General features: G+C 72.9%; 24 protein-coding genes and 1 pseudogene. 13 read left to right on the top strand and 12 right to left on the bottom strand.

Annotated elements, in window-relative coordinates; all coding sequences use genetic code 11:
• Positions 1-17: 17 nt before the first annotated feature.
• The 6 genes from hemC to ABZ915_RS25335 form a co-directional block, all read right to left on the bottom strand.
• A complete protein-coding gene (hemC, locus tag ABZ915_RS25360; protein ID WP_361807339.1) occupies positions 18-953 on the bottom strand; it encodes a hydroxymethylbilane synthase in 936 nt (311 codons plus the stop codon).
• A 43-nt stretch (positions 954-996) separates the two neighbouring features.
• Positions 997-1,464: a GNAT family N-acetyltransferase gene (locus tag ABZ915_RS25355; RefSeq protein ID WP_361807336.1), complete on the bottom strand. Its 468-nt coding sequence runs from the start codon at positions 1,462-1,464 to the stop codon at positions 997-999.
• Entirely contained in the window at positions 1,461-1,979 is a 519-nt protein-coding gene (locus ABZ915_RS25350) for a hypothetical protein (RefSeq protein WP_361807333.1), read from the bottom strand. Before ABZ915_RS25350 ends, ABZ915_RS25355 begins: the two co-directional genes overlap by 4 nt.
• A 56-nt stretch (positions 1,980-2,035) precedes the next feature.
• Complete coding sequence (locus ABZ915_RS25345; protein WP_361807330.1) at positions 2,036-2,812, bottom strand: NPP1 family protein; 777 nt, start codon at positions 2,810-2,812, stop codon at positions 2,036-2,038.
• Positions 2,813-2,936: 124 nt separating this feature from the next.
• Complete coding sequence (locus ABZ915_RS25340) at positions 2,937-3,917, bottom strand: ATP-dependent DNA ligase (protein WP_361807440.1); 981 nt, start codon at positions 3,915-3,917, stop codon at positions 2,937-2,939.
• Between the two features lie 231 nt (positions 3,918-4,148).
• Positions 4,149-5,630 (bottom strand): MFS transporter, encoded by a 1,482-nt coding sequence (locus ABZ915_RS25335; RefSeq protein ID WP_361807327.1) that lies wholly within the window; start codon positions 5,628-5,630, stop codon positions 4,149-4,151.
• A gap of 203 nt (positions 5,631-5,833) precedes the next feature.
• Between ABZ915_RS25335 and ABZ915_RS25330 the strand changes: the two genes are divergently transcribed.
• Positions 5,834-6,484, top strand: coding sequence for a TetR family transcriptional regulator (locus tag ABZ915_RS25330; RefSeq protein ID WP_361807324.1), 651 nt, complete (start codon positions 5,834-5,836; stop codon positions 6,482-6,484).
• Positions 6,485-6,494: 10 nt separating this feature from the next.
• On the opposite strand, the gene ABZ915_RS25325 is transcribed toward ABZ915_RS25330, so the two are convergent.
• Positions 6,495-7,538: a zinc-binding dehydrogenase gene (locus tag ABZ915_RS25325; RefSeq protein WP_361807321.1), complete on the bottom strand. Its 1,044-nt coding sequence runs from the start codon at positions 7,536-7,538 to the stop codon at positions 6,495-6,497.
• 263 nt (positions 7,539-7,801) lie between these two features.
• Positions 7,802-8,614: an EamA family transporter gene (locus tag ABZ915_RS25320; protein WP_361807437.1), complete on the bottom strand. Its 813-nt coding sequence runs from the start codon at positions 8,612-8,614 to the stop codon at positions 7,802-7,804.
• A gap of 179 nt (positions 8,615-8,793) precedes the next feature.
• Here ABZ915_RS25320 and ABZ915_RS25315 point away from each other — a divergent pair, with 179 nt between their 5' ends.
• From ABZ915_RS25315 to ABZ915_RS25285, 7 genes are all read left to right on the top strand, one after another.
• Positions 8,794-9,651, top strand: coding sequence for a LysR family transcriptional regulator (locus ABZ915_RS25315; RefSeq protein ID WP_361807318.1), 858 nt, complete (start codon positions 8,794-8,796; stop codon positions 9,649-9,651).
• 112 nt (positions 9,652-9,763) lie between these two features.
• A complete protein-coding gene (locus ABZ915_RS25310) occupies positions 9,764-10,414 on the top strand; it encodes a GntR family transcriptional regulator (RefSeq protein WP_361807315.1) in 651 nt (216 codons plus the stop codon).
• A 59-nt stretch (positions 10,415-10,473) separates the two neighbouring features.
• Positions 10,474-11,262 (top strand): PIG-L deacetylase family protein, encoded by a 789-nt coding sequence (locus tag ABZ915_RS25305; protein WP_361807312.1) that lies wholly within the window; start codon positions 10,474-10,476, stop codon positions 11,260-11,262.
• On the top strand, positions 11,259-11,969 hold the full coding sequence (locus tag ABZ915_RS25300; RefSeq protein WP_361807309.1) for a 4-carboxy-4-hydroxy-2-oxoadipate aldolase/oxaloacetate decarboxylase: 711 nt from the start codon (positions 11,259-11,261) through the stop codon (positions 11,967-11,969). Before ABZ915_RS25305 ends, ABZ915_RS25300 begins: the two co-directional genes overlap by 4 nt.
• Positions 11,966-13,069, top strand: coding sequence for a 4-oxalomesaconate tautomerase (locus ABZ915_RS25295; RefSeq protein WP_361807306.1), 1,104 nt, complete (start codon positions 11,966-11,968; stop codon positions 13,067-13,069). Before ABZ915_RS25300 ends, ABZ915_RS25295 begins: the two co-directional genes overlap by 4 nt.
• A 9-nt stretch (positions 13,070-13,078) precedes the next feature.
• Positions 13,079-14,029, top strand: coding sequence for a catechol 2,3-dioxygenase (locus ABZ915_RS25290; RefSeq protein ID WP_361807303.1), 951 nt, complete (start codon positions 13,079-13,081; stop codon positions 14,027-14,029).
• A gap of 148 nt (positions 14,030-14,177) precedes the next feature.
• Positions 14,178-15,503: an aromatic acid/H+ symport family MFS transporter gene (locus tag ABZ915_RS25285; RefSeq protein ID WP_361807300.1), complete on the top strand. Its 1,326-nt coding sequence runs from the start codon at positions 14,178-14,180 to the stop codon at positions 15,501-15,503.
• A gap of 54 nt (positions 15,504-15,557) precedes the next feature.
• On the opposite strand, the gene ABZ915_RS25280 is transcribed toward ABZ915_RS25285, so the two are convergent.
• Both ABZ915_RS25280 and ABZ915_RS25275 read right to left on the bottom strand, forming a co-directional pair.
• On the bottom strand, positions 15,558-16,322 hold the full coding sequence (locus tag ABZ915_RS25280) for a DUF2690 domain-containing protein (RefSeq protein ID WP_361807297.1): 765 nt from the start codon (positions 16,320-16,322) through the stop codon (positions 15,558-15,560).
• Positions 16,323-16,517: 195 nt separating this feature from the next.
• On the bottom strand, positions 16,518-16,958 hold the full coding sequence (locus ABZ915_RS25275) for an SH3 domain-containing protein (protein WP_361807294.1): 441 nt from the start codon (positions 16,956-16,958) through the stop codon (positions 16,518-16,520).
• Positions 16,959-17,130: 172 nt separating this feature from the next.
• Between ABZ915_RS25275 and ABZ915_RS25270 the strand changes: the two genes are divergently transcribed.
• The 5 genes and pseudogenes from ABZ915_RS25270 (at position 17,131) to ABZ915_RS25250 (ending at position 21,469) form a co-directional block, all read left to right on the top strand.
• Positions 17,131-17,646, top strand: a complete 516-nt coding sequence (locus tag ABZ915_RS25270; RefSeq protein ID WP_361807291.1) for a MarR family transcriptional regulator — start codon at positions 17,131-17,133, stop codon at positions 17,644-17,646.
• A gap of 28 nt (positions 17,647-17,674) precedes the next feature.
• Positions 17,675-18,154 (top strand): annotated as a pseudogene (locus ABZ915_RS25265) (family 43 glycosylhydrolase); the annotation flags it as partial.
• A 61-nt stretch (positions 18,155-18,215) separates the two neighbouring features.
• The gene (locus ABZ915_RS25260) at positions 18,216-18,596 is read left to right on the top strand and encodes a DoxX family protein (RefSeq protein WP_361807288.1); all 381 of its coding nucleotides are present in this window, start codon (positions 18,216-18,218) and stop codon (positions 18,594-18,596) included.
• The gene (locus ABZ915_RS25255; RefSeq protein ID WP_361807285.1) at positions 18,593-19,060 is read left to right on the top strand and encodes a peroxiredoxin; all 468 of its coding nucleotides are present in this window, start codon (positions 18,593-18,595) and stop codon (positions 19,058-19,060) included. The genes ABZ915_RS25260 and ABZ915_RS25255 overlap by 4 nt, the downstream gene beginning before the upstream one ends.
• 54 nt (positions 19,061-19,114) lie before the next feature.
• A complete protein-coding gene (locus tag ABZ915_RS25250; protein WP_361807282.1) occupies positions 19,115-21,469 on the top strand; it encodes a SpoIIE family protein phosphatase in 2,355 nt (784 codons plus the stop codon).
• On the opposite strand, the gene ABZ915_RS25245 is transcribed toward ABZ915_RS25250, so the two are convergent.
• Both ABZ915_RS25245 and ABZ915_RS25240 read right to left on the bottom strand, forming a co-directional pair.
• Positions 21,470-21,904 (bottom strand): cupin domain-containing protein, encoded by a 435-nt coding sequence (locus tag ABZ915_RS25245; protein ID WP_361807279.1) that lies wholly within the window; start codon positions 21,902-21,904, stop codon positions 21,470-21,472. It lies immediately after the preceding gene.
• 145 nt (positions 21,905-22,049) lie between these two features.
• On the bottom strand, positions 22,050-22,658 hold the full coding sequence (locus tag ABZ915_RS25240; protein WP_361807277.1) for a DNA polymerase ligase N-terminal domain-containing protein: 609 nt from the start codon (positions 22,656-22,658) through the stop codon (positions 22,050-22,052).
• Between the last annotated feature and the right edge of the window lie 6 nt (positions 22,659-22,664).

Here is a 22,664-nt window from a genome sequence, read left to right as displayed (position 1 = left end):
GGTCCCGGCCCGGATCGTCAGTGCGGGATGCCGTCGATGATCTCCCGGGCGCCCTGCCGCAGCAGGGACACCGCGACCGAAGTGCCGAGGGTGGCCGGGTCGAGGCGGCCCGCCCACTCGTGGGCGTTCAGCCGGGTCTTGCCGTCCGGGGTGAACACACACGCCCGCAGGGCCAGTTCGCCGCCGTGATCGACGCGCGCGTACCCGGCGATCGGGCTGTTGCAGTGTCCCTGGAGCACATGCAGGAACATGCGCTCCGCGGCGGCCTCCCGGTGGGTGTCCGGGTCGCCCAGTCCGCTGACCGCGTCGATCAGTTCGGTGTCGCCCTCGCGGCACTGGAGGGCGAGGATGCCCGCGCCGATCGGCGGCATCATCGTCTCCTCGGACAGCACCTCGCTGATCACGTCCCGCCGGCCGATCCGCTCCAGACCGGCGACCGCCAGCAGCAGCGCGTCGGCCTCACCGGCCGCGAGCTTCTCCAGGCGGCGGTTGTCGTTGCCGCGCATCGGCACGCACTGAAGGTGCGGATGGGAGGCGGCCAGCTGGGCGATCCGGCGCACGGAGGAGGTGCCGATGCGGGTGCCCGGCGGAAGTTCGCCGAGGGTGAGCCCGTCCGGGTGGACGAGCGCGTCACGGACGTCGTCCCGCTTGAGGAACGCGGCGAACACCGTCCCGGCGGGCAGCGGCCGGTCGGCGGGCACGTCCTTGACGCAGTGCACCGCGAGGTCCGCCGCACCGGCCAGCAGGGCGGCGTCCACCTCCTTGGTGAACGCCCCCTTGCCCTCGACCATCGACAGGTCGCCGAGCCACTTGTCCCCGGTCGTCTTGACCGGTACGACCTCGGTGCGCACCCCCGGATGCAGGGCGGCCAGCTCGGCGCGGACCCGCTCCACCTGGGCAAGCGCCATCGGCGAGTCGCGGGAGACGATACGGATGAGTTCCGGGACAGCCATGGGGACACGATAGTGGCTGCGCGGACCTCATCGGTGCCGTCCGTCAGCGTATGACGGTCAGGCTGTAGCGGAACTTTTCCTTCGCCTCAGCGCCGAGCCGGTCGTAGAACCGTACGGCGCCCTCGTTCCACACCGGCGTCTGCCACTGCACCTCGGCGATGTCCAGCCGTCGGGCCTCGGCGACGACCGCGTCCATCAGCAGCGGGCCGAGCCCGTGGCCCCGGTGGCCGGGTGCCAGGAACAGGCAGTCCAGGTGGAGGTACTCGCGCCCCTCCCAGGTGGACAGTTCGGGCGCACAGGTCGCGTACCCGACGAGCTGCCCGTCCGGTGCCTCGGCGACCAGGCAGCTCAGGCGCGGCGGGGCGGTGTCGAAGAGGAGCGCGGCGAGCCGTGCCGCGAGATCGGGGGCCGGCGGCGCGGCACGCTCGTACTCCGCGTGCCGGGCGGCCAGTTCGGCGACGCGCGGCAGATCGGCACGCACGGCGTGCCGCACCCGGGCGGCGCCGGTCAACAGACCTCTCCCGCCAGCGTGTCCCGGCTCCACGCGGTGAGGCGTTCCGGCAGCGGGCCGGTACCGTCGAGGACGTGCCGGGAGAACGCCTCCCGTTCGTGCGCGAGCACGGCCGCCTCCCACACGCAGGGCGCGAGCCCCGTCCGCCCGGGCCTGAGCTCGCCGGGCCGCCCGGCGGGCCCGGTGAAGACGGCCAGGTCGGACATGTACCCCTCGATCCAGCTGTGCACCAGGACGTAGTCCCCGTCGCCGCCCGCGTGCATGATCAGTACGGCGAGCCCGAGTGATCCCCGCAGCCGGCCGAGCGCCAGATGGGCCGCGGCGACCTCCAGTGCCGCCTCCGCGTCCTGCTCGGTGACCTTGCGGCCCCGCGCCTGGAGCGCGTACACCTTCACCAGATGACCGGCGGCCTCCCGGGAACCCATGGACCAGGCGGTGCGGGCGTGGTGGTCCTCGGCGAGGGCGAGCAGGGCGTCGGCGTCCACTCCCGGGGGCAGTTCGGTGGAAAGATCCATCGAGACATCATGGAGCTCCGGCCGGAGGGCGTCCACACCGGAGCTCCCCGACGATCTCAGGCGGCCGGATCGAACGTGATGCCGGACGGCTTGGCCTTGGCCAGGTGCGCGGCGAAGCTGTCGTCCTTCAGCCCGAAGTGGGCACTGCCGAAGTCGTACGCGCTCAACTTGTCGCGCAGACCCGCCGGGTAGCCGTTCCAGCCGACCAGCGGCGGGTACTGCCAGGTGTGCTTGTGGTTCTCCGGCGGCTCGTCGTTGCCGCCCGCCAGCCGGAAGCAGTGGGTGCTGATGCCGTCCTTGTGGTAGACGACCTTCGGGTGCGTGCCCTCGAAGCGGACCTCGGAGGCCGCGTGCACGGTGAACGAGCCGTGGTTCGAGGTCGACACGTACTGCACCTGGCCGTCCCGCACCCACACCACGACGTGCTCCCAGTCGTGCCGGTGACCGCCGATGCTGCTGCCCGGCACCGCCTGGTCCTTCTCGAAGTACAGGCCGTACATGTAGGCGCACCAGCCGTTGTCGCACTTGTGGCGCGAGTAGCTGTTGGTGTTGTCCAGGTCGGAGGCGTCGTGACAGTTGCCGTTGAGCGCGCCCGTCGGCTTCAGGCCGCCGTTGACCGTGCCGTCCGGGCCGATGGCGGGAGTCGGGTAGCAGCCGTCGGTGTCGTAGTCGAAGGCGGGCTGGTAGGTCAGTTCCGCGGCCTCGGCGTCGGCGGGCAGTGCCTGGGGCGGGGCGGCGAAGGCGGCGGCGGGGAAGGCGACGACGAGGGCGGCGGCACCGGCCAGGCCCGCGAGCCATCTCTGGCGCCCGATGCGGAACGTGCGGGACGACACTGGTCCTCCAACAGGGGTGGGGGGCAAGGCAGTTCAGCATCCATGTCCGTCCCTGCGTTGCCAAGGGGGCACGGGCGTACCGGTGATGAAGTCGTGCCCAACAGTGACCTGGCGTCAGGCGCTGTCAGACCGTGTCGTCGGGCAGGTCCGCCGCCGACTCCTCCGGCGCGAGGTCCGGGCGCAGCCGCAGCCAGGACGGCTGGCGCAGCATGCCCGCCCGGGTACGGGTGCTGTAGCTGACCTCGCCGACCAGCCGGGGCAGCACCCAGTGCGCGCCGGAGACCGGCGGCACGGGGTCGAAGGGGCACACGCCGGTCTCGGCGGCCCGCAGCAGCAGGGCCAGTTCGGCCTGCTCCGCCTCGCTCCAGCCGGTGCCGACCCCGCCGACGTACCGCAGGCGGCCGGCGGCGCGCTGGCCGACCAGCACCGCCCCGGGCAGCCCGGTCAGCCGCCCCTTCCCGGGCAGCCAGCCGCCGACGACGACGTCCTCGCTGCGCATGTTGCGGATCTTGATCCAGGCGCGGGAGCGCACCCCGGGCTCGTACACCGAGTCCAGCCGCTTGCACACCAGGCCCTCGAGACCGTGCTCCCGGGTCGCCCGCAGCGCGTCGGCACCGTGGCCGACGACGGCGGCCGGGGTCGACCAGGACGGCCCCTCGGCGCCGAGGTCCTCCAGCCGTACCCGGCGCCGGACGTAGGGGAGAGGGAGAAGCGGGGTTCCCTGAAGGTGCATCACGTCGAACAGCACCAGATGGGCGGGCACCAGTGCCGCGCGGCGGGCCGCCCGGGCCGGTGCGTGGGCGAGGCCCATGCGGCTCTGGAGCAACTGGAAGTCGGCGCGCCCGCGTTCGTCGAGGACGAGGACCTCGCCGTCCAGGACGGCGGAGGTGGCGCCGAGGGCGCTGCCGAGCGGCTGGAGTTCGGGGTAGGCGGCGGTGATGTCCTCGCCGGAGCGGTTGCGCAGCAGCAGGCTGCCGTCGCCGGGCAGGTAGACCACCACGCGCTGGCCGTCCTGCTTGGTCTCGTAGGCCCACCGGGCGTCCTGCGCGACGGGCGGCAGCGTGCCGGGCGTGGCGAGCATCGGCGGGATCAGCGGCAGCGTCACGGCAGTCACGGCTGAAGATGTCGACCGCGCCCGGCCGGCTCACGCGCCTTTCCCGGCCGGTTCCCCTGAACGGCCGGTGCCGCCGGGGGGAGCGGGATCCTCCCCGTCGGCCACGACGCGGATACCGGCCGTGCCGCCCCGGGACATGACGGCCGGACCGCGCCCCCGCGGGGCTCCGCCGTACGGGGTGCGGCCCGGCCCGGGGCGACACGGCCGGGCCCGTGTCGTTCCTCAGGCCACCTCGGCCGTTTCGGCCGGAGGCGCGGCGGACGCCGGGGCGGGTTCCGTGTCCGCCGGGCGGTGCCGGGGCAGGAAGGAGGCGAGGACGAAGGCGAGGACGGCGGCTGAGGCGCCCAGGGCCATGACGACCTTGAAGCCGTTCTCCGAGGGGAGCGCGTGGCCGCCGAGGCTGATGGTCATCTGGGCGAGGATCACGCCCGCGACCGCGCTGGCCACCGACGTGCCGATGGACCGCATCAGCGTGTTGAGGCTGTTGGCCGCGGCCGTCTCGGCCGCCGGCACCGCGCCCATGATCAGGGCCGGCATGGCGCCGTAGGCGAAACCGACGCCCGCGCCGATGACGCAGGACACCAGGACGAGGTGCCAGACCTCGCTCATCAGCAGGACGTTCAGGCCGTAGCCGACGGCCACGATCACGGCACCGCACATCAGCGTCACCTTCGGGCCCTTGGCCTTGGTGATGGCCGCCGAGACGGGCGCGAAGCCCATCATCACCAGACCCTGCGGGGCGAGCACCAGGCCGACCGTGAGCATGGACCTACCCAGGCCGTAGCCGGTCTGCGTGGGCAGCTGGAGCAGCTGCGGGAGCACCAGGGACATCGCGAACATCGAGAAGCCGAACGCGATCGAGGCGAGGTTGGTGAACAGCACCTGGCGGCGGACCGTGGTGCGCAGGTCGACCAGCGGCTGCGCGGTCCGCAGCTCGTACCAGCCCCATGCCGCCAGGACCACGACGGCGGCGCCGAACAGCCCCAGGGTGGTCCCGCTGCCCCAGCCCCAGTCGGCGCCCTTGGAGACGGCCAGCAGCAGGGACACCAGTCCGGCCGCCAGCCCGAGCGCGCCCACGGCGTCGAAGCGCCCGCCGGTGCGCACCTGGGACTCCGGTACGAGCGCCCGCACCAGCGCGAGGGAGACGACACCCAGGGTGGCGGAGGTCCAGAACAGCACGTGCCAGTCGTAGTGATCGGCGATGAAGGCCGCGGCGGGCAGGCCCAGCGCGCCGCCGACGCCCAGCGAGGCGCTCATCAGGGCGGTGGAGCCGGCGAGCCGCTCGGCCGGGAGCTCGTCGCGCATGATGCTGATGCCGAGCGGCACCACGGCCGCGGCCAGGCCCTGCAACGCACGGCCCGCGATCATCGGGACCAGCGAGTCGCTCAGCGCGCAGACCACCGAGCCGGACACCAGCAGCACCAGGCTGGCCAGCAGCATGAGGCGCTTGCCGAACATGTCACCGAGCCGGCCGGCGACCGGCGTGGCCACGGCGGCGGCCAGCAGCGTGGCGGTCACCGCCCAGGCGGCGTTCGACGCCGAGGCGTGGAGGTAGACGGGCAGCTCCGGGACGATCGGGATCACCAGCGTCTGCATCAGCGACACGGTGATGCCCGCGAGGGCCAGTACGGTCACCACGGCGTTGGGCCGGGGCGGGGCGGATCCGCCGGCCGCGGCGGACCGGACGGCGGGGGCGTCGGACATGACAAGGGCCTCCGAATGACTTCGCATGTTTAAGTCAGTTGCTTGACTTACGATAGGGCAGACAACTCTTGGGTGGTCCGCGGGTCGCCCGAAGCGGGCACGTAGGCTTCCGTAGCTGGACCTCGCCGCCCCGGTCGAGGACCCGGGACGGCTCGCGGGACTGGCCACCCGGGGCGGTGCGCAGTCCCGGAGCGGTGGTGAGCATGGCGGGCAGGACGGCACGGGCGGATCAGGTCGGCGCGACGCGGGAGGCCATCCTCGGCGCGGCGGAACGGCTGTTCGCCGAACGCGGTGTGTACGCCGTGTCCAACCGCCAGGTCAGCGAGGCCGCCGGCCAGGGCAACAACGCCGCGGTCGGCTACCACTTCGGTACCAAGACCGACCTGGTCCGTGCCGTCGCCCGCCGGCACGCACAGCGGATCGAGGAGATCCGGGCCCGCGCGTTGGCCGCCACCGGCGACTCCACCGACGTACGGGACTGGGTGGACTGCCTGGTCCGTCCGGTGACCGAGCACCTGGCCGGGCTCGGCAGCCCCACCTGGTACGCCCGGTTCTGCGCCCAGGTGATGACCGACCCCGCGCTGCACGACATCCTCGTCGAGGAGTCCCTCGAGTCGCCCTCGCTGCGCCAGGTCGTCGACGGCCTCCACCGGACCCTGCCCGAGCTGCCCGCCGAGGTCCACGCCGAACGCGGCCTGATGGCCCGCACCCTGATCCTGCACACCTGCGCCGAGCGCGAACGGGCCCTCGCCGACGGCACCCCGACCCCGCGGACCACCTGGAGCGAGGCCACCACCGGCCTCACCGACGCGATCGTGGGGATGTGGCTGGCACCCGTCAGCCCCGGCCCGTGACCCGGGACCGTCACTCGTCGAAGGTCACGACGACCTTCTCCGCGGCCCCCGGGGTCAGCGCCAGCTCGAAGGCCCGGTCGGCCTCGGTGGACGGGACACGGTGGCTGATGAGCTTCTCGAAGAGCTCGTGGTGCTCGACGAGTTCGGGCGTGACCTCGAAGATCTCGGTGGGATAGCCCTGTGAGGCGACGAGGGTCAGCTCGCTGCGCAGCATCCCGCCGAGATCGAACTCGGACCCCTTCTTCTGCACGGCGACCATGACCAGCTTGGCGCCCCATTTCGCCGACGCCACCACGGTGTTGAAGACGGCCGCGGCGCCGGCCGCGTCGATGTAGATGTCGGTGCCGGGCCGTGGCTGCCCGAGCGCGTTGACGCTCTGTCCGTGCAGTTCGGTCAGGCGGGCGGTCACGTCCTCCCGCGCGGAGTCGACGACCGCGTCCGCCCCGACGGCCAGCGCCTTCTCGAGCCGTGCGGGGATCACGTCGGCCACCACCACGTGCTCCACCCCGCGCAGCTTCAGCCAGATGGCGGCGCCGAGCCCGATCGGCCCGGCGCCGAAGACCACCACCTTGTCGGCGGGCCCCGCCGCGGAGCGGTTGACGCAGTGCCGGGCCACCGCCATCGGCTCGTTCAGGGAGGCGACGTCGAAGGGCACGGTGTCCGGGAAGACCGCCACGCTTCTGCCGGCGACGGCGTTCTCCACGAGCAGGTACTCGCTCATGCCGCCGTACTTCCCGCCGCAGCCGATGATCCCGGTGGGCGCGTCCTGCGGATCGACCACCACCCGGTCGCCGGCCTTCAGGCCCGTGACCTCGGCCCCCACCTCGACGACCTCACCGGCCGGCTCGTGGCCCAGCGCCACGGGCACCGTCTCGCCGCCCAGGTGCGCACGGGCCGGTATGCCGCCCATGCGCAGGAAGGTGACGTCGGTGCCGCAGATGCCGCAGGCGCGGATCCTGACCAGCGCGTCCTTGGGGCCGGGCACGGGGCGCTCGACGTCCACCATCTCGACCTTGCCGACGCCGGCGGTCCTGAGGGACTTCATCGTGGTCATGGGGCGACTCCCTTTCCGAGGGGCCTGAGGGGTCCTGAGGGGTGTCCTCGGGCCGGCGCCGACGGGGGGAGTGAACGGCGGGCCGGCCCGAGGACCGCGCCTGGCCCCGTCCCCACGGGTCCGGCGCGGCGGGGGCCGCCACCGCTCGAAGGCGGCCCCGGTTCCGGGGCTAGTTTGCTTGAGTTAGGCAAACATATTCAACTTACTTGAGTCAAGCAAATTGTTTTGGTCGTGCCCGGACCGGGTGCTTCGACGCGTGCGCGTCATTCCCGTGTCATCAGGATGCTCACCGTGTTGGCGGCGACGACCGCTCCGATACCTGTCCACTCCAAGGCGCCGAGCCCCTGCCCGAGGACGACCCACCCGACCACGGCGGCGAGTACGGGGTTGACGCTCATGAACAGCCCGAACGTCTGCGCGGGTACATGCCGCAGGGTGAGCAGGTCGCAGAGGTAGGGCACGGCCGAGGAGAGCACCCCGGCGGCGACGGCGCACAGTACGGCGCCGGGCGTCGGCGGGTGCCGTACGGCCACCGCGATCCCGATGGGCAGAAAGGCGAGCGCGGACAGCCCCGCGGCGGCCGCGGCCCCCTGGGCCCCGGGGATGCGCCGGCCGACGACCCGGTTGAGCAGGATGTACGACGCCCAGCAGCAGGCGGCCACCAGGCCGAGCCCCATGCCGAGGTAGTCGGCGGAGGGCCGCGGGCGCATCAGTACGACCACCCCTGCCGCGGCCAGCGCCGCGCACCCCGCGTCCAGCCGGCGCCGGGACCCGGCCAGCGCGACGGCCAGCGGGCCGAGGAACTCCAGGGTCACCGCGAGCCCCAGGCCCACTCGGTCGACGGCGCTGTACAGAGTGAGGTTCATGGTGCCGAAGACCCCGGCCAGCAGCAGGACCGGCCACCACTGATGCCAGGTGAAGCTCCGCACGCGGGGCCGGCCGACGGCCAGCAGGACCACCGCCGCGACGTACTGACGCACCGCCACCACGCCGATCGGACCGAGGACGGGAAAGGCGAGCGCGCCGATCGCCGCACCCGTCTGGTTGGACAGGCCGCTGCCGAACATGGCGGCCACGGCCCTCGGCCGCCGCCCGTCGCGTGCGGGGATCGCCTGGATCGTGGGGGCCGCAGGGACCGAGGGGGTCTGCGTCGCCGGAACTCCGGCCGGTTCGAGGGCTTGGCTCATGCTCGCATCGTGCGCGGCACCGTCATTTGCGCAAAATGCATGCGCTCCGCGATCTATACGCTTGACGCATGGATGAACTGGAGCTCCGGCAGTTGCGCTGCCTCGTGGCCATCGTCGACGAGGGCAGCTTCACCGACGCGGCGATCGCCCTCGGCGTCTCCCAGGCGGCGGTGTCCCGGACCCTGGCCTCGCTGGAACGGGCCCTGGGCGTGCGGCTGCTGCGGCGCACCTCCCGCGAGGTGACGCCGACGGCCACCGGGCTGCGGGTCGTCGCGCAGGCCCGGCGCGTGCTGTCCGACGTGGCCGACCTGGTCCGTGAGGCCGCCTCGGGTCACACCCGGCTGCGGATCGGCTACGCCTGGTCGGCGCTGGGCCGCCACACGGTCGCCTTCCAGCGCCGATGGAACGAGGCCCACCCGGGCACCGACCTCCACCTGGTCCGGGTCAACTCGGCGTCCGCGGGCCTCGCCGAGGGTGCCTGCGACCTCGCGGTGGTCCGCAGGCCGCTGGAGGACCGGCGGTTCGACTCCGTCATCGTCGGCCTCGAACGCCGTCTGTGCGCCCTGGCCGCCGACGACCCCCTGGCCCGGCGCCGCTCCGTCCGGCTCGCCGACCTCACCGGGCGCAGGCTGCTGGTCGACCGCCGGACCGGTACCACCACCTTGGACCTGTGGCCCCCGGACTCCCGCCCGGCCACCGAGGAGACGCACGACGTCGACGACTGGCTCATCACCATCGCCGCCGGGCGCGCGATCGGCGTGACGGCCGAGTCGACCGCCCACCAGTATCCGCGGCCCGGCGTCGTCTACCGGCCGGTGCGCGACGCCGAGCCCGTCGCCGTCCGCCTGGCCTGGTGGCGGGACGACCCGCACCCCGCCCAGCAGGCGGTGATCGAGTTGCTCACCGGGCTGTACCGGGCGGAGTGAGGGGGAGGGGCGCGGCCGGCTCCGGCCATCGCCCGCAATGCAGCAGACAAAATTGTTGACAATCTTGTTTGGCTAGATTTAGGTTCGACAGGCACTCATTCAGGGAGGGCACATGCCGAAGGAAGCCGGTCCCACCACCGGAGAGCAGGCCAAACAGCATGCGCTCGCGCAGCTGCGGCAGGCGATCCTGCACGGCGAGATGGCACCGGCGCAGCGGCTGGTGGAGAACGAGCTCGCCGAGCAGTTCGGTGTGACGCGGGCCAGCATCCGGGCGGCGCTGATCGATCTGGAGGCCCAGGGGCTGGTCGAGCGGATCCGCAACCGCGGCTCGCGGGTGCGGGTGGTGACCGTGGAGGAAGCGGTCGCCATCACGGAGTGCCGCATGGTCCTCGAAGGGCTGTGCGCGGCCAAGGCGGCCGTGGCGGCCGGCGACGAGCAGCTCGCCGAGCTGACGGAGCTCGGTACGGCCATGACCAAGGCCGTGGCCGCCGGTGAGCCGATGACCTACTCCGAGCTCAACCAGGAACTGCACGCCAAGGTCCGGGAGTTCTCCGGCCAGCGGACGGCCCTGGACCTGCTGGAGCGACTGAACGCCCAACTGGTGCGCCACCGCTTCCAGTTGGCGCTCCGGCCGGGGCGTCCCCAGCAATCCCTGAACGAGCATCTGGCGATGATCGAAGCGATCACGGCCAGGGACCCGCAGGCGGCCGAAGCGGCCGTCCGTGCCCACCTCACCAGCGTGATCGAGGCGCTGCGCGACTGACGCACCAAGCGCCGGGCGCGGGGGCGGGCGTCCACCTGTCCAGTCAAGGAGAACCGAGCATGACCCAGGCCAACGCGCCCTCCCCCACTCTCGGCTCCGCTCGAGCGGGGGGACCCCCATCTCCACCGCGGTCCACTCTTGTCGTCACCGCCCACGCGGGGGACTTCGTGTGGCGGGCGGGCGGAGCGATCGCCCTGGCCGCCTCCCGGGGCGAGAAGGTCACCATCGCGTGCCTCACCTTCGGTGAGCGCGGCGAGTCCGCCAAGGCGTGGCGCGAGGGCAGGAAGCTGGAGGAGATCAAGGCGATACGCCGGGAGGAGGCGGAGCGGGCCGCCGCCACGCTCGGTGCCGAGGTCCGCTTCTTCGACGCCGGTGACTACCCCCTTGCCGCCACCCCGGAACTCACCGACCGGCTCGTCGCCGCCTACCGCGAGACGCAGCCCGACGTCGTCCTCACCCACCCCGTCGAGGACCCGTACAACGGCGACCATCCGGCCGCCAACCGCATGGCACTCCAGGCCCGCGTCCTCGCCCAGGCCATCGGCTACCCGGGCGAGGGCGAGATCATCGGCGCCCCGCCGGTCTTCTACTTCGAGCCGCACCAGCCCGAGATGAGCGGCTTCAAGCCCGAGGTGCTGCTCGACATCACGCAGGTGTGGGACACCAAGCGCAAGGCGATGGAGTGCCTCGGCGCCCAGCGGCACCTGTGGGACTACTACACCGATCTCGCCGTCCGCCGCGGCGTCCAGCTCAAGCGCAACGCCGGCCCGAACCTGGGCCTGGCCCACCGGACGATGGCCGAGGCGTACATGCGCCCCTACCCGCAGATCGCGAAGGAGCTGGCGTGAGCGGCGTGATCGTCACCGACCCGCCGAAGGCGGACCCGAAGGACGTCGAGGCGCTCGCCGGGTTCGGCGTGGCCACCGTCAGCGAGGCCATGGGCCGTACCGGTCTGCTCGGGCCCGAGATCCGTCCCGTCCAGCAGGGCGTACGCGTCGCGGGCACCGCGGTCACGGTGCTCAGCCCGCCCGGCGACAACCTCATGATCCACGCCGCCGTGGAGCAGTGCGGCGAGGGCGACATCCTGGTGGTCACCACCACCTCGCCGTCCACCGACGGCATGTTCGGGGAGCTGTTCGCCACCGCGCTGCACCAGCGGGGCGTGCGCGGCATCGTCATCAACGCGGGCATCCGTGACACGCGGGAGCTGCGGGGCATGGGCTTCGCCGCCTGGTCCCGCGCCGTGTCCGCGCAGGGCACCGTGAAGGCCACCGGCGGTTCGGTCAACGTGCCGGTCGCCATCGACGGCCAGGTGATCCGCCCCGGCGACGTGATCCTCGCCGACGACGACGGCGTGGTGGTCGTGCCCCGCGGGAGGGCCCGCCGGACCGTGGCGGCCTCCGAGGCCCGCGAGAACAAGGAAGCCGCGTCCCGCGCCGCCTTCCTCGACGGCCAACTCGGCCTGGACCGCTACGGGTTGCGGGAGAAGCTGGTGGAGCTGGGCGTCACGTACCAGTCCTACGAGGAGTACGCGCGGGACGGAGCCGGGGCATGACGGGACCCTCGGAGGTGCGCTGCATGCTGATGCGCGGCGGCACCTCCAAGGGCGCCTACTTCCTGGCCGCGGACCTCCCCGTGGACCCCGCCGCCCGCGACGACCTGCTGCTGCGCGTCATGGGCAGCCCCGATCCGCGCCAGATCGACGGTCTGGGCGGGGCCCACCCGCTGACCAGCAAGGTGGCCGTGGTCTCCGCGTCGGACGACCCCGAGACGGATGTCGACTACCTGTTCCTCCAAGTGGCCGTAGAACGGCCAGAGGTGACTGACCGTCAGAACTGCGGCAACATCCTCGCCGGGGTCGGCCCGTTCGCCGTCGAGCGGGGGCTCGTGGCCCCCGGGGACTGTGAGACGTCCGTACGGATCCGGATGCTCAACACCGGGGAACGGGCGCTCGCCACCTTCCCCACCCCGGACGGGCGCGTCGACTACACCGGCGACACCGGGATGTCCGGGGTGCCGGGGACGGCCGCGCCCGTCGTGATCGAGTTCCCGGCCGGGGGCAGCCCGCTGCTGCCCACCGGCAACGTCCGCGACACCGTGGCGGGGACGGAGGTGACCTGCGTGGACAACGGGATGCCGACCGTGCTGATCCCCGCCTCCGCGCTCGGGGTCACCGGGTACGAGGAGCCCGGGGACCTGGAGGAGGACCTCGCCCTCGCCGACCGCCTGCACGAGATCCGGCTGACGGCCGGCAAACTGATGGGTCTCGGCGACGTCGAGGGCGCCACCGTCCCCAAGCTCACCCTGCTCGCCCCGCCCCGGCAGGGCGGCGCGGTCACCACCCGCACCTTCATCCCCGTGCGCTGCCACACCTCCATCGGCGTCCTGGGTGCCGCGAGCGTGGCCGCGGGCCTGCGGCTGCCCGGGGGAGTGGGGGAGGGCGTCGCGGAACTCCCCGAGCGGGGCGACCGCGTCCGTATCGAGCACCCCACCGGCTTCCTGGACATCGACACCACCGTCGGCCCCGGCTCCGACGGCTCCCCTCCGACGGCCCGCCGCACCGCCGTCGTCCGTACCGCACGAAAGATCTTCGACGGCACGGTCTTCCCCCGGCCCGCCGCGACCACCCCACCCCCACCCCCGCACGCCCCCTAGGAGGCAACGATGGCTCCGCCTCTGGGTGACATCGCCCATGTCGGCCACGCCCAGCTGTTCACCCCCGACCTCGACGCCAGTGTCGCCTTCTTCACCGACTTCCTCGGCCTGACGGTGAACGGGCAGGACGGCGACACGGTCTACCTGCGCACCTTCGACGACTACGAGCACCACAGCCTGGTGCTCACCGCCCGCGAGCGGCCCGGCCTCGGCCGGCTCGCCCTGCGCACCTCCAGTGAGGAAGCCCTCCGCCGCCGGGTCGAGGCGGTCGAGGAGGCGGGCGGCTCCGGCCACTGGGCCGAGGACGAACCGGGCCTCGGCAAGCTGTACGTGACCACCGACCCGGACGGCCACGAACACGCCCTCTACTGGGAGAGCGAGCACTACCGGGCCCCCGAGGAGCTGAGACCCGCGCTGAAGAACCAGCCGCAGGCCAAGCCCAACCGGGGCGTGGGCGTGCGCCGCCTGGACCACGTCAACTTCCTGGCCGCGGATGTGCTCGCCAACGCCGAGTTCCAGGAACACGTGCTGGGCGCCCGGCCCACCGAGCAGATCCGGCTCGACTCCGGGAAGATCGCGGCACGCTGGCTGACCTTCACGAACAAGTCGTACGACGTCGTCTACACCTCCGACTGGACCGGTTCCACCGGCCGGCTGCACCACATCGCGTTCGCCACCGACACCCGCGAGGACGTGCTGCGCGCCGCCGATCTGGCCATCGACAGCGGGGTGTTCATCGAGACCGGGCCGCACAAGCACGCCATCCAGCAGACGTTCTTCCTGTACGTCTACGAGCCGGGCGGCAACCGCATCGAACTGTGCAACCCGCTCACCCGGCTGGTGCTGGCGCCGGACTGGCCGCTGATCACCTGGACCGAGGCCGAACGGGCCAAGGGGCAGGCGTGGGGGCTGAAGACCATCGAGTCCTTCCACACCCACGGCACGCCACCGGCCGGCTGAGCTCCGGCCCCGACACGTTTCGGGAGCCCGGCTGGATTGTCGCTGAGATTGTTGACAAAAACGTTGACGTCAAGAGAGGTGGTCCTTAGCGTCTTCCGCACCACCGCTGATCCCCTCCAGGGAACGCCCCTGGACGAGAGGAAAAAAGATGTCCCCCTTCCCCGCCCCGTCCGCTCGCGGCAGCAGACTGGCCGCGCTGGTCGTCGGTCTGTGCTGGCTGGCCGTTCTCTTCGACGGCCTCGACATGTTCGTCTACGGCTCGGTGCTGCCCCACATGCTGGAGAGCAAGGCCCTCGGGATCACCCCGGACCAGGCCGGCGACCTCGGCAGCTACGCCACGTTCGGCATGCTGGTGGGCGCCCTGACGGCGGGCACGGTCGCCGACCGCATCGGCCGCAAGAGGCTGATGATCGCCTGTGTCACGCTCTTCTCGCTGGCTTCCGGCATCTGCGCCCTCGCCGGCTCGGTCGCGGTCTTCGGCCTCGGCCGGACCCTGGCCGGCGTGGGCCTCGGCGGCCTGCTGCCGACGGCGATCAGCATGGTCTCCGACTACGCCAGGGGTGGCCGCGGTGCCCTCACCGTCGGCGCGCTGATGACCGCCCACCACGCCGGCGGCATCCTCTCCGCCTACGTGGCCAAGTGGCTGGTGGAGCCGGCCGGCTGGCGTGCCGCCTTCTGGGTCTGCGTCCTGCCGCTGCTCTTCGCCCCCGTGCTCGCCAAGGCGCTGCCGGAGTCGCTGAGCTTCCTGGTCGCCAAGGGGCGGACCGAGGAGGCCCGCGCGCTGGCCGAGCGCTACGAGGTCGAACTGCCCGGCGCCGCCGGGAAGAAGCCGGCCGCCGACCGGTGGGACGCGCTCCGCACACTGTTCCGGGGCGGCGAGTGGCGCCAGACCCTGCTGTACTGGCTGGCCTCCTTCGGCGGACTGCTCCTCGTCTACGGCGTCGCCACCTGGCTGCCCACCCTGATGCGCGGCGAGGGCTACAACCTCGGCTCGGCACTCACCTTCGTGGTCCTGTTCAACCTCGGCGGCATCGTGGGCATGCTGCTCGCGGGCCGCGCCTCGGACAGCTTCGGCGCGCCGCGCGTCTCCGCGATCTGGTTCGCGCTCACCGCGGCCGGCGTCTTCCTGCTCAGCGTCCACATGCCCCTGGGCGTGACCTTCCTGGTCGTCTTCCTCACCGGTGTCTTCCTCAACAGCGCCCAGGCGATGATCTACGCGACGGTCTCCATCCGCTCCACCCCGGACAACCGGGCCACCGCCGTCGGCTGGACCTCCGGCATGGGCCGCTTCGGCGCCGTCTTCGGCCCGTGGCTGGGCGGCCAGTTGCTCGCCGCGAACAAGGGCGACTGGGGCTTCACCGCCTTCGCCCTGGCCGGCGTCTCCTCGATGGTGTTCATAGGCGTCGCCGCCCTGCGCTCGGCCCGGCAGCCGGAGCGCACCGGCACTCCGCAGGAACTGCTCACCACCGGCTGACCCCGGAGCATGTGCTCGGCGCCGCGCCCGCCACCGGGGTGCGGCGCCGCGCGTTCACCCCCGGCCGTCCGGCTCCACGTCCAGTCCGGTGCAGGCCAGCTCCTCGTCCACCTCCGCGCAGGCCTCCACGCCCCGGGGCGACGGCACGGGGATCATGGGGCTGGTGTACCCGGCGGTGTCCTCGGCCGGGTAGGCCGCCGAGAGTACGTCCTGGCCCGCGCGCACGGAGACCTCCCGGGCGTGCGGGGAGCGCACCCGTACCTCCGACCAGGCCGTGCCACAGGCCGGTGAGTAGCGCAGCCGGACGTCGTAGGCGTCACCGGTGACCCGGCTGCTGGTCCGCGCGTCCCGCGCGCAGGCCGACGCGTCGGGCAACTCGCCCTGGCAGGAACGCCCGTGACAGCGGGGCGCCGCCATCACCGCCTCCGTACGCGTACCGGACGCACCGTCCCCGCCGGAGAGGACGAGGGCGGCCGCGACCGCGGCGGTCACGCCCAGCAGGGCCAGCGCCGGCAGGGGCCGCCGCCACCGGGGGCGTGCCCGGCCGCGTCCCGTGGGCGGCGGCGCGGTGGATAGCTCGTCGGCGTCCTCCCACAGGGCCAGGACGGGGCCGGGGTCGACGCCCGCGAGACGGGTGAGCGCCTCCACGGCCGAGCGGGGCGGCCGTTTGCCGCCGGTCAGATAGCGGTGCCAGGCGGACTTGCTGTACGGCGTGCGGGCGGCCAGCGCGGCCAGGCTCAGCCCCGTACGGTCCTTCAGTTCGCGCAGTCTGACCACCAGTGGCTCGTCCGGTGTGGTCGGTCCTTGGGGGTGCCGCATGGTGCGTCCCTCGACTTCATTTCCGCTATGGGCGTTTCACCCTTGATGTCGGGATGGCTTCCCGAGGACACGGTGACGCAAAGCCCCGCAAGGTATGAGGAAGGTGAGGCAAGGGGGGCATGCCAAAGGCCTGTTCGAGAAGGGACGGTTCCCGAACAGGCCTCGGCGGTCAGGGCGTACGGCGGCCCGGAGCCGTCAGCACCACGGCACGGCCGCGCCGGCCCGCACGTAGTGGGCGGAGACATAGCCCTTGTGGTGGGCGAGCAGGTACCAGAGGTGGTTGCCGAACACCCCGGAGCCGAAGCGCTTGCAGGCCAGGGACAGGAGCCGGTGGTGGTGCCGCCGGCCCACCACGCGGTAGCCGGTGCCCGGGCCGGAGCGGACGTTCAGCGCGAAGCGGCGTGTGGCCACGCGGCCCGCCACGTGGTGCCGGGTGCGGTGGACACGGTGGGTGGTGTGGTGCCGCACCGGGAGCTGCCGGGCGGGGAGCGGGGAGGGGAGGGCGTGCTGCGCGCTGGCGGCGGGCACGGGCTGCGGGGCGGTCGCGCCCGCCGGGGCGGCACCGGCCGCCGTGGGCAGGAACGCGAGCACCGCGACCGCGGCCAGCAGGCCGCTCCGCACGGTCCGTCGGATCATGGAAACCTCCGGCTGTCGTTCTCGTGACCACGAAGCGTGATCACGACAGCCAGCGTTTCCGTGACGACCCGTCACAATGCCGTCCCCGCTTCCCGCGGGACACCGGGGACGTCCCCGGGATGCGGCCCGGTAACTTACTTGAGTTACGCAACGATATGGTAAACTCGGACCCATGTCCACAGAACCGCTGCCGCCCGCGTCCCCGGAAGTCACCGAGATCGAGCGCGCCCTGACGCGCGTCACCTATCTGAGTACGCGGGCCCGGCAGCACGACCGGCTCATGGCGCTCGCCGGTGTGCCACTGGACCGCGCCGCGGTGGCCCTGCTGCGACAGGTCGCTGACTCCGAGCCGCTGCGGCCGGGGGAGCTCGCCCAGCGCCTGGGCGTCGAGGCGTCCCATGTGACCCGGACCGTCCAGCAGCTCCAGAAGGCGGGGTACGTCACCCGGGTCCCCGACCCCCACGACCGACGCGCCCAGCGCATCGAGCTCACCGACGCCGGCCGGCAGGCGGTCGAGCGCGTCCGGGAGGCCGGCGCGCGCGGCATGCAACTGGCGCTCGCGGACTGGTCCCCCGAGGAACTGCGGCAACTGGCCGCCCTCTTCCACCGCATGGTCGACGACTTCCTTTCCTATGCCGTCGAGGACGAGTCCGGGCAGGAGGCGGACGCCCCGGTGGCCTCGGCCTGAGCGGACGCCCTGAACTCGCCACGTCCGGCCGGCGGTCATCCAGCACGGCGGCAAGGTCTTCCTGACCTACTCGGCCGGCGCGACCGAAGCCAACCACTGCCTGGGCATGCTCACCGCGTCCGCCTCCGACCCGCTGAACGCCGCGTCCTGGACGAAGAGCCCACAGCCGGTCTTCAGGGCCGGCGCCGCCACCTCCCAGTACGGGCCCGGCCACAACTCCTTCACCGTGTCCGAGGACGGTAAGTCCGACATCCTTGTCCACCACGACCGCAGCTACAAGGACATCACCGGCGACCCGCTCAACGACCCCAACTGCCGCACCCGCCTCCAGAAGGTCCACTGGAACGCCGACGGAACCCCGAACTTCGGCATCCCGGTCGCCGACGGCGTCTCCCTGGAGTCGTACAACTACCCGCGACGCTACGTCCGCCACTACGACAACCTGCTCTACGTCAAGCCGGTCGGCACCGCCCTCGACCGGGCGGACGCCGCCTACTACCTGGAGTAGCGGACGACCCCGTCTCTACCGGGGAGTAATATCCGGGGCCTGGCCATCACGAGGAGGAACCGTGCCCCGGTCCGAACGCTCGCCCCTGCTGCTCGCCGGTCTGCTGGCCGCCGCGGGCGTCGCCCACTTCGCCTCACCACGCCAGTTCGACGCGACGATCCCGCGCGCCCTGCCGGGATCGCCCAGGACGTGGACGTACGCGAGCGGAGCCGTGGAACTGGCGCTCGCGGCGGGCGTGGCCCTGCCTCGCACGCGGTCCGCGGCGGCGAAGGCCGCCGCGGCCTTCTTCGTCGGCGTGTTCCCCGCCAACGTGCAGATGGCCGTCGACTGGCGGCACCGGCCCGCGCCGCTCAGGACCGCCGCCCTCGCCCGGCTGCCGCTCCAGGTACCCCTGGTGCTGTGGGCCCGCGGGATCGCGCGCGGAGCGGAGGGCCAGGCATGAGCGAGGGCGTCGACGTCGGCGACAAGGCCGAGGACTTCGAACTGCCGGACGAGACGGGTACACCGCGACGGCTGTCGGAGCTGCTCGCCGACGGTCCCGTGGTGCTGTTCTTCTACCCCGCCGCCCTGACCAAGGGCTGCACCGCCGAGGCCTGCCACTTCCGTGACCTCGCCGCCGAGTTCGCCGAGGTCGGCGCGCGGGCCGTCGGCGTCAGCGGCGACCCGGTCGAACGCCAGCAGGAGTTCGCCGGACGGCACACCCTCGGCATGCCCCTGCTGTCCGACACCGACGGCGCGGTCCGCGAGCGATTCGGCGTCAGGCGCGGTTTCTCGATGGCACCCACCAAACGGGTCACCTTCGTGATAGCCGAAGACCGCACGGTCCTGGAGGTCGTGCGCAGCGAACTGCGCATGAACACCCACGCCGACCGGGCCCTGGCCGCCCTGCGGGCCCACCGGGGGTGAGGCACGGCCCATGCGCGCTTGATGCGGTGGGACAAAGGGATCATCCTGGGGCGTATGGAGCATGTCGCGGCTGCGGCGACCCTTGACACCCTGGGTGTGGTGACCGGGTGGAGCGAAGGCGCCCGGCTGCTCACGGGGCACACGGCCGAGGAGGTCGTGGGACGCCCGGCGGCCGGGCTGCTCGCCGAGGACCTGCCGCCCGCCACCGTCGCCGCCCGCACCGGCACCGTCGCGCTGCGCCACCGCGACGGCCACCGCGTCGAGCTCACCCTGACGGCGTGCCCGGTGCTCGGCCCCGACGCCCGGCCGGCCGGATTCGTCGTCACCGCCCGGCCGCCGGGCGGCGGCGAGCCCACCCTCGCGGGCCGGGCCTTCCAGCAGTCGTCGGTGTCGATGTCGGTCTTCGACACCCGGCAGCACTACCTCCGCCTGAACGACGCCGCCTGCCAGGTGATGGGCGTGCCCGAGGAGACACTGGCCGGCCGGCACTTCTCCGACACCGTGGAGGACGCCGAACACAGCCGGGGCTTCCTGCGCCATCTGCGCCAGGTCGCCGAGACGGGCCGCCCGGTCCGCTACGAGAGCTTCACCGGCGCGCCCGCCCTGAACCGGGAGCACGCCTGGAGCATCGAGATGTGGCCGGTGCGCGACCCCTCCGGCGAGCTGACCGGGGTGGCCCTGGCGGCCCTCGACAGCACCGAGCAGTACTGGGCCCGACGACGGCTGGCGCTGCTGAACGAGGCGGCGACCGCGATCGGCACCACCCTGGACGTCGTGCGCACCGCCGAGGAAGTGGTGGAACTCCTCGTGCCGCAGTACGCGGACTTCGCCAGCGTCGACCTGCTCGACTGGGTCCTCGGGTCGGACGAGCCGCCCATGGTCCCGGCGGGCGACGTCGTGCTGCGCCGGGTCGCGCACGGCTCGGTCAACGAGGGCACCCCGGAAGCCGTCCTGCACCTGGGCCAGACGGACGTCTACGGGGAGGTCACCCCGCCCGCGCAGGCGCTGCGCGAGGGGCGGGCCGTGCTCGGCCAGGCGGGTGAGCCGGACTTCCTGCGCTGGGTCGCCGAGCGCAACGCCCGGCGTCCCGCGAGCCGCCGGTACCGGGTGGGTGTCCACTCGGTGATCGCCGTACCGCTGCGGGCCCGGGGCACGACGCTGGGCGTGGCGGTGGGCGTCCGCATCGCCCACCCCGACGACTACGGTGCCGACGACGCGATCTTCGCCGAGGAACTCGCCAGCCGGGTCGCCGTCTGCATCGACAACGCCCGCCGCTTCGCCCGCGAACGCACCACGGCCCTCGCCCTCCAGCACAGCCTCCTGCCCCGGGGACTGCCCGGGCAGGCGGCGGTCGACATCGCCCACCGCTATCTGCCTTGCGGTTCGCTGGCGGGCATCGGCGGCGACTGGTTCGACGTGATCCCGCTGTCCGGCAGCCGGGTGGGTCTGGTCGTCGGTGACGTGGTCGGGCACGGTATCCAGTCGTCCGCGACCATGGGCCGCCTGCGCACCGCCGTACGGACCCTGGCGGACGTGGACCTGCACCCGGACGAGCTGCTCACCCACCTGGACGACCTGGTGACCCACCTGGCGGCCGACGGCAGCGCCGAGGAGATCGCCGAGCTGGGTGCCACCTGCCTGTACGCCGTCTACGACCCCGTCTCGCGCCGGCTCGCCCTGGCCGCCGCCGGCCACCCGGCCCCGGCACTCGTCCGGCCCGGCTCCGCAGCCGAACTCGTCCCGATGACCGCCGGACCGCCGCTCGGCGTCGGAGGCCTGCCGTTCGAGGCGACGGAACTGGAGCTGCCCGAGGGCTCGGTGCTCGCCCTGTACACCGACGGCCTCGTGGAGGACCGCGACCGCGACGTCGACCGGGCGACCGAGGAGCTGTGCCGCGCGCTGACCGTCCCCGCCGACTCGCTCGAGGCGCTCGGCGACAACGTGCTCAAGGCCGTCCTGCCCGAGGAGCCCGGCGACGACGTGGCCCTGCTCCTGGCCCGCACCCGCGCGCTCGGCGCCGACCGGGTCGCCACCTGGAACGTCCCCCCGGACCCGGCCGAGGTGGCAGTCGCCCGGCAGGCGGCCACCGAACAGCTGGCCGCCTGGGGACTGGACGAGGCGGCCTTCGTCACCGAACTCGTCGTCAGCGAACTGGTCACCAACGCGATCCGCTACGGCGTACCGCCCATCCGGCTGCGCCTGATCCGCGACCGCGCCCTCATCTGCGAGGTGTCCGACGGCAGTTCGACCTCACCGCACCTGCGCCGCGCGCACACCTACGACGAGGGCGGCCGCGGACTGCTGCTGGTCGCCCAGCTCACCCAGCGCTGGGGCAGCCGCCAGACGACCGGCGGCAAGACGATCTGGGCCGAACAGCCGCTGCCGGAACGGTCACCGGAAGCGGACTGATCACTGGAACGGGCAGCCCGGGTTCGCCGCGTCCTCGGAGAAGGGGGCGCCGTGCGGCAGGACGTAGAGCACGTCGAGCACGAGCGCCGTGTCACCCAGGTTGCGGCCGATGTGCACATGGTCCGGGCCGGCCGGCTCCTGGATCGTGCCGCCCGTGCGGTACACGCCGTCCGAGGCGCAGGCCGAGTCGAAGTGACTCAGGGTGCCCTGCTTGACGAAGCCGTACAGCGGGCCGTCGTGGTAGTGCCAGCCGGTGCTCTGGCCGGGCGGGATCGTTATCTCCCGCAGGGTGTAGTCGGTGCCGTCCACGGTGGTCTGGTTGATGATCCGGGCGGTCACCCCCGGTCCCGCCGGGGTGGCCCCGGCGGGGCCGCAGACGAGAAGGGCGGCGGCGGTCACCGCGCCGGTGACGGCGGTGCGGAGTGCGAAGCGCATGCGGGAGCCTCCGGGAACGCGAGCGGATACCGCCGCGAACATAGAGGCACAGCAGGGCTGTTGGAGGCGGAACCCGGTGATCCGGATTCAGCCGGCCGCACGCTCCCGCGCACGGTGACGTGACCAGCGGGCCGGACGACGCGGGTCAGCCCTCGCCGTCGTCCGCCGCGACCTGGGCGAGCGTTCGGCCGGTGCGTACCGAGCGGGCCCGGCGGGGATCCGGGGCGCCGTGCCCCGCGGCGCGTGCCGGGCCCTTCCTGACGAGCAGCCAGGACTGCTCCTCGCCGTCGCCCGGGCGGAACCGGGTCAGGGCGTATTCGCCGTGCAGCTTGGCGCCGTGCAGCCGGAAGGTCGCGTGCCCGCGCTCCAGGGACTCCGCGAAATCGACGGGCCGTCCTGCGCGGTCGTGGCTGAGCGGCTCGTACGTCCCGTGGTCCCAGACGATCACGGTGCCGCCGCCGTACTCGCCCTTCGGGATCACGCCCTCGAAGTCCTCGTACTCCAGCGGGTGGTCCTCGGTGGGCACCGCCAGCCGCCTGTCGTGCGGGTCGGTGGACGGTCCCTTGGGGATCGACCAGGACTTCAGCACGTCACCGACCTGCAACCGGAAGTCGAAGTGCATCCGGCGCGCGTCGTGTATCTGGACGACGAACCGGGGCTCCTCCCCGGCGGACGCCGTCCTCCCCGACGGCTCGCGGGTCCGCTCGAAGTCCCGCTTGCCGTGGTACTCCCGCAGCCGGTCGTCCGCACCCACGCCGCG

The sequence above is a fragment of the Streptomyces sp. NPDC046915 genome (assembly GCF_040644935.1).
In the GTDB taxonomy this organism is placed as follows: domain Bacteria; phylum Actinomycetota; class Actinomycetes; order Streptomycetales; family Streptomycetaceae; genus Streptomyces.
This window is presented reverse-complemented; position numbering and strand designations above follow the sequence as displayed.

Bases quoted from the DNA above. Each gene is read 5' to 3' on its own strand.
- ABZ915_RS25325 (WP_361807321.1), bottom strand. From the start codon at position 7,538: ATGACCACGATGAAGTCCCTCAGGACCGCCGGCGTCGGCAAGGTCGAG.
- ABZ915_RS25295 (WP_361807306.1), top strand. From the start codon at position 11,966: ATGACGGGACCCTCGGAGGTGCGCTGCATGCTGATGCGCGGCGGCACC.
- ABZ915_RS25305 (WP_361807312.1), top strand. From the start codon at position 10,474: ATGACCCAGGCCAACGCGCCCTCCCCCACTCTCGGCTCCGCTCGAGCG.
- ABZ915_RS25290 (WP_361807303.1), top strand. From the start codon at position 13,079: ATGGCTCCGCCTCTGGGTGACATCGCCCATGTCGGCCACGCCCAGCTG.
- ABZ915_RS25245 (WP_361807279.1), bottom strand. From the start codon at position 21,904: ATGCGCTTCGCACTCCGCACCGCCGTCACCGGCGCGGTGACCGCCGCC.
- ABZ915_RS25275 (WP_361807294.1), bottom strand. From the start codon at position 16,958: ATGATCCGACGGACCGTGCGGAGCGGCCTGCTGGCCGCGGTCGCGGTG.
- ABZ915_RS25255 (WP_361807285.1), top strand. From the start codon at position 18,593: ATGAGCGAGGGCGTCGACGTCGGCGACAAGGCCGAGGACTTCGAACTG.
- ABZ915_RS25285 (WP_361807300.1), top strand. From the start codon at position 14,178: ATGTCCCCCTTCCCCGCCCCGTCCGCTCGCGGCAGCAGACTGGCCGCG.
- ABZ915_RS25280 (WP_361807297.1), bottom strand. From the start codon at position 16,322: ATGCGGCACCCCCAAGGACCGACCACACCGGACGAGCCACTGGTGGTC.
- ABZ915_RS25330 (WP_361807324.1), top strand. From the start codon at position 5,834: ATGGCGGGCAGGACGGCACGGGCGGATCAGGTCGGCGCGACGCGGGAG.
- ABZ915_RS25350 (WP_361807333.1), bottom strand. From the start codon at position 1,979: ATGGATCTTTCCACCGAACTGCCCCCGGGAGTGGACGCCGACGCCCTG.
- ABZ915_RS25310 (WP_361807315.1), top strand. From the start codon at position 9,764: ATGCCGAAGGAAGCCGGTCCCACCACCGGAGAGCAGGCCAAACAGCAT.
- ABZ915_RS25335 (WP_361807327.1), bottom strand. From the start codon at position 5,630: ATGTCCGACGCCCCCGCCGTCCGGTCCGCCGCGGCCGGCGGATCCGCC.
- ABZ915_RS25250 (WP_361807282.1), top strand. From the start codon at position 19,115: ATGGAGCATGTCGCGGCTGCGGCGACCCTTGACACCCTGGGTGTGGTG.
- ABZ915_RS25270 (WP_361807291.1), top strand. From the start codon at position 17,131: ATGTCCACAGAACCGCTGCCGCCCGCGTCCCCGGAAGTCACCGAGATC.
- ABZ915_RS25315 (WP_361807318.1), top strand. From the start codon at position 8,794: ATGGATGAACTGGAGCTCCGGCAGTTGCGCTGCCTCGTGGCCATCGTC.
- hemC (WP_361807339.1), bottom strand. From the start codon at position 953: ATGGCTGTCCCGGAACTCATCCGTATCGTCTCCCGCGACTCGCCGATG.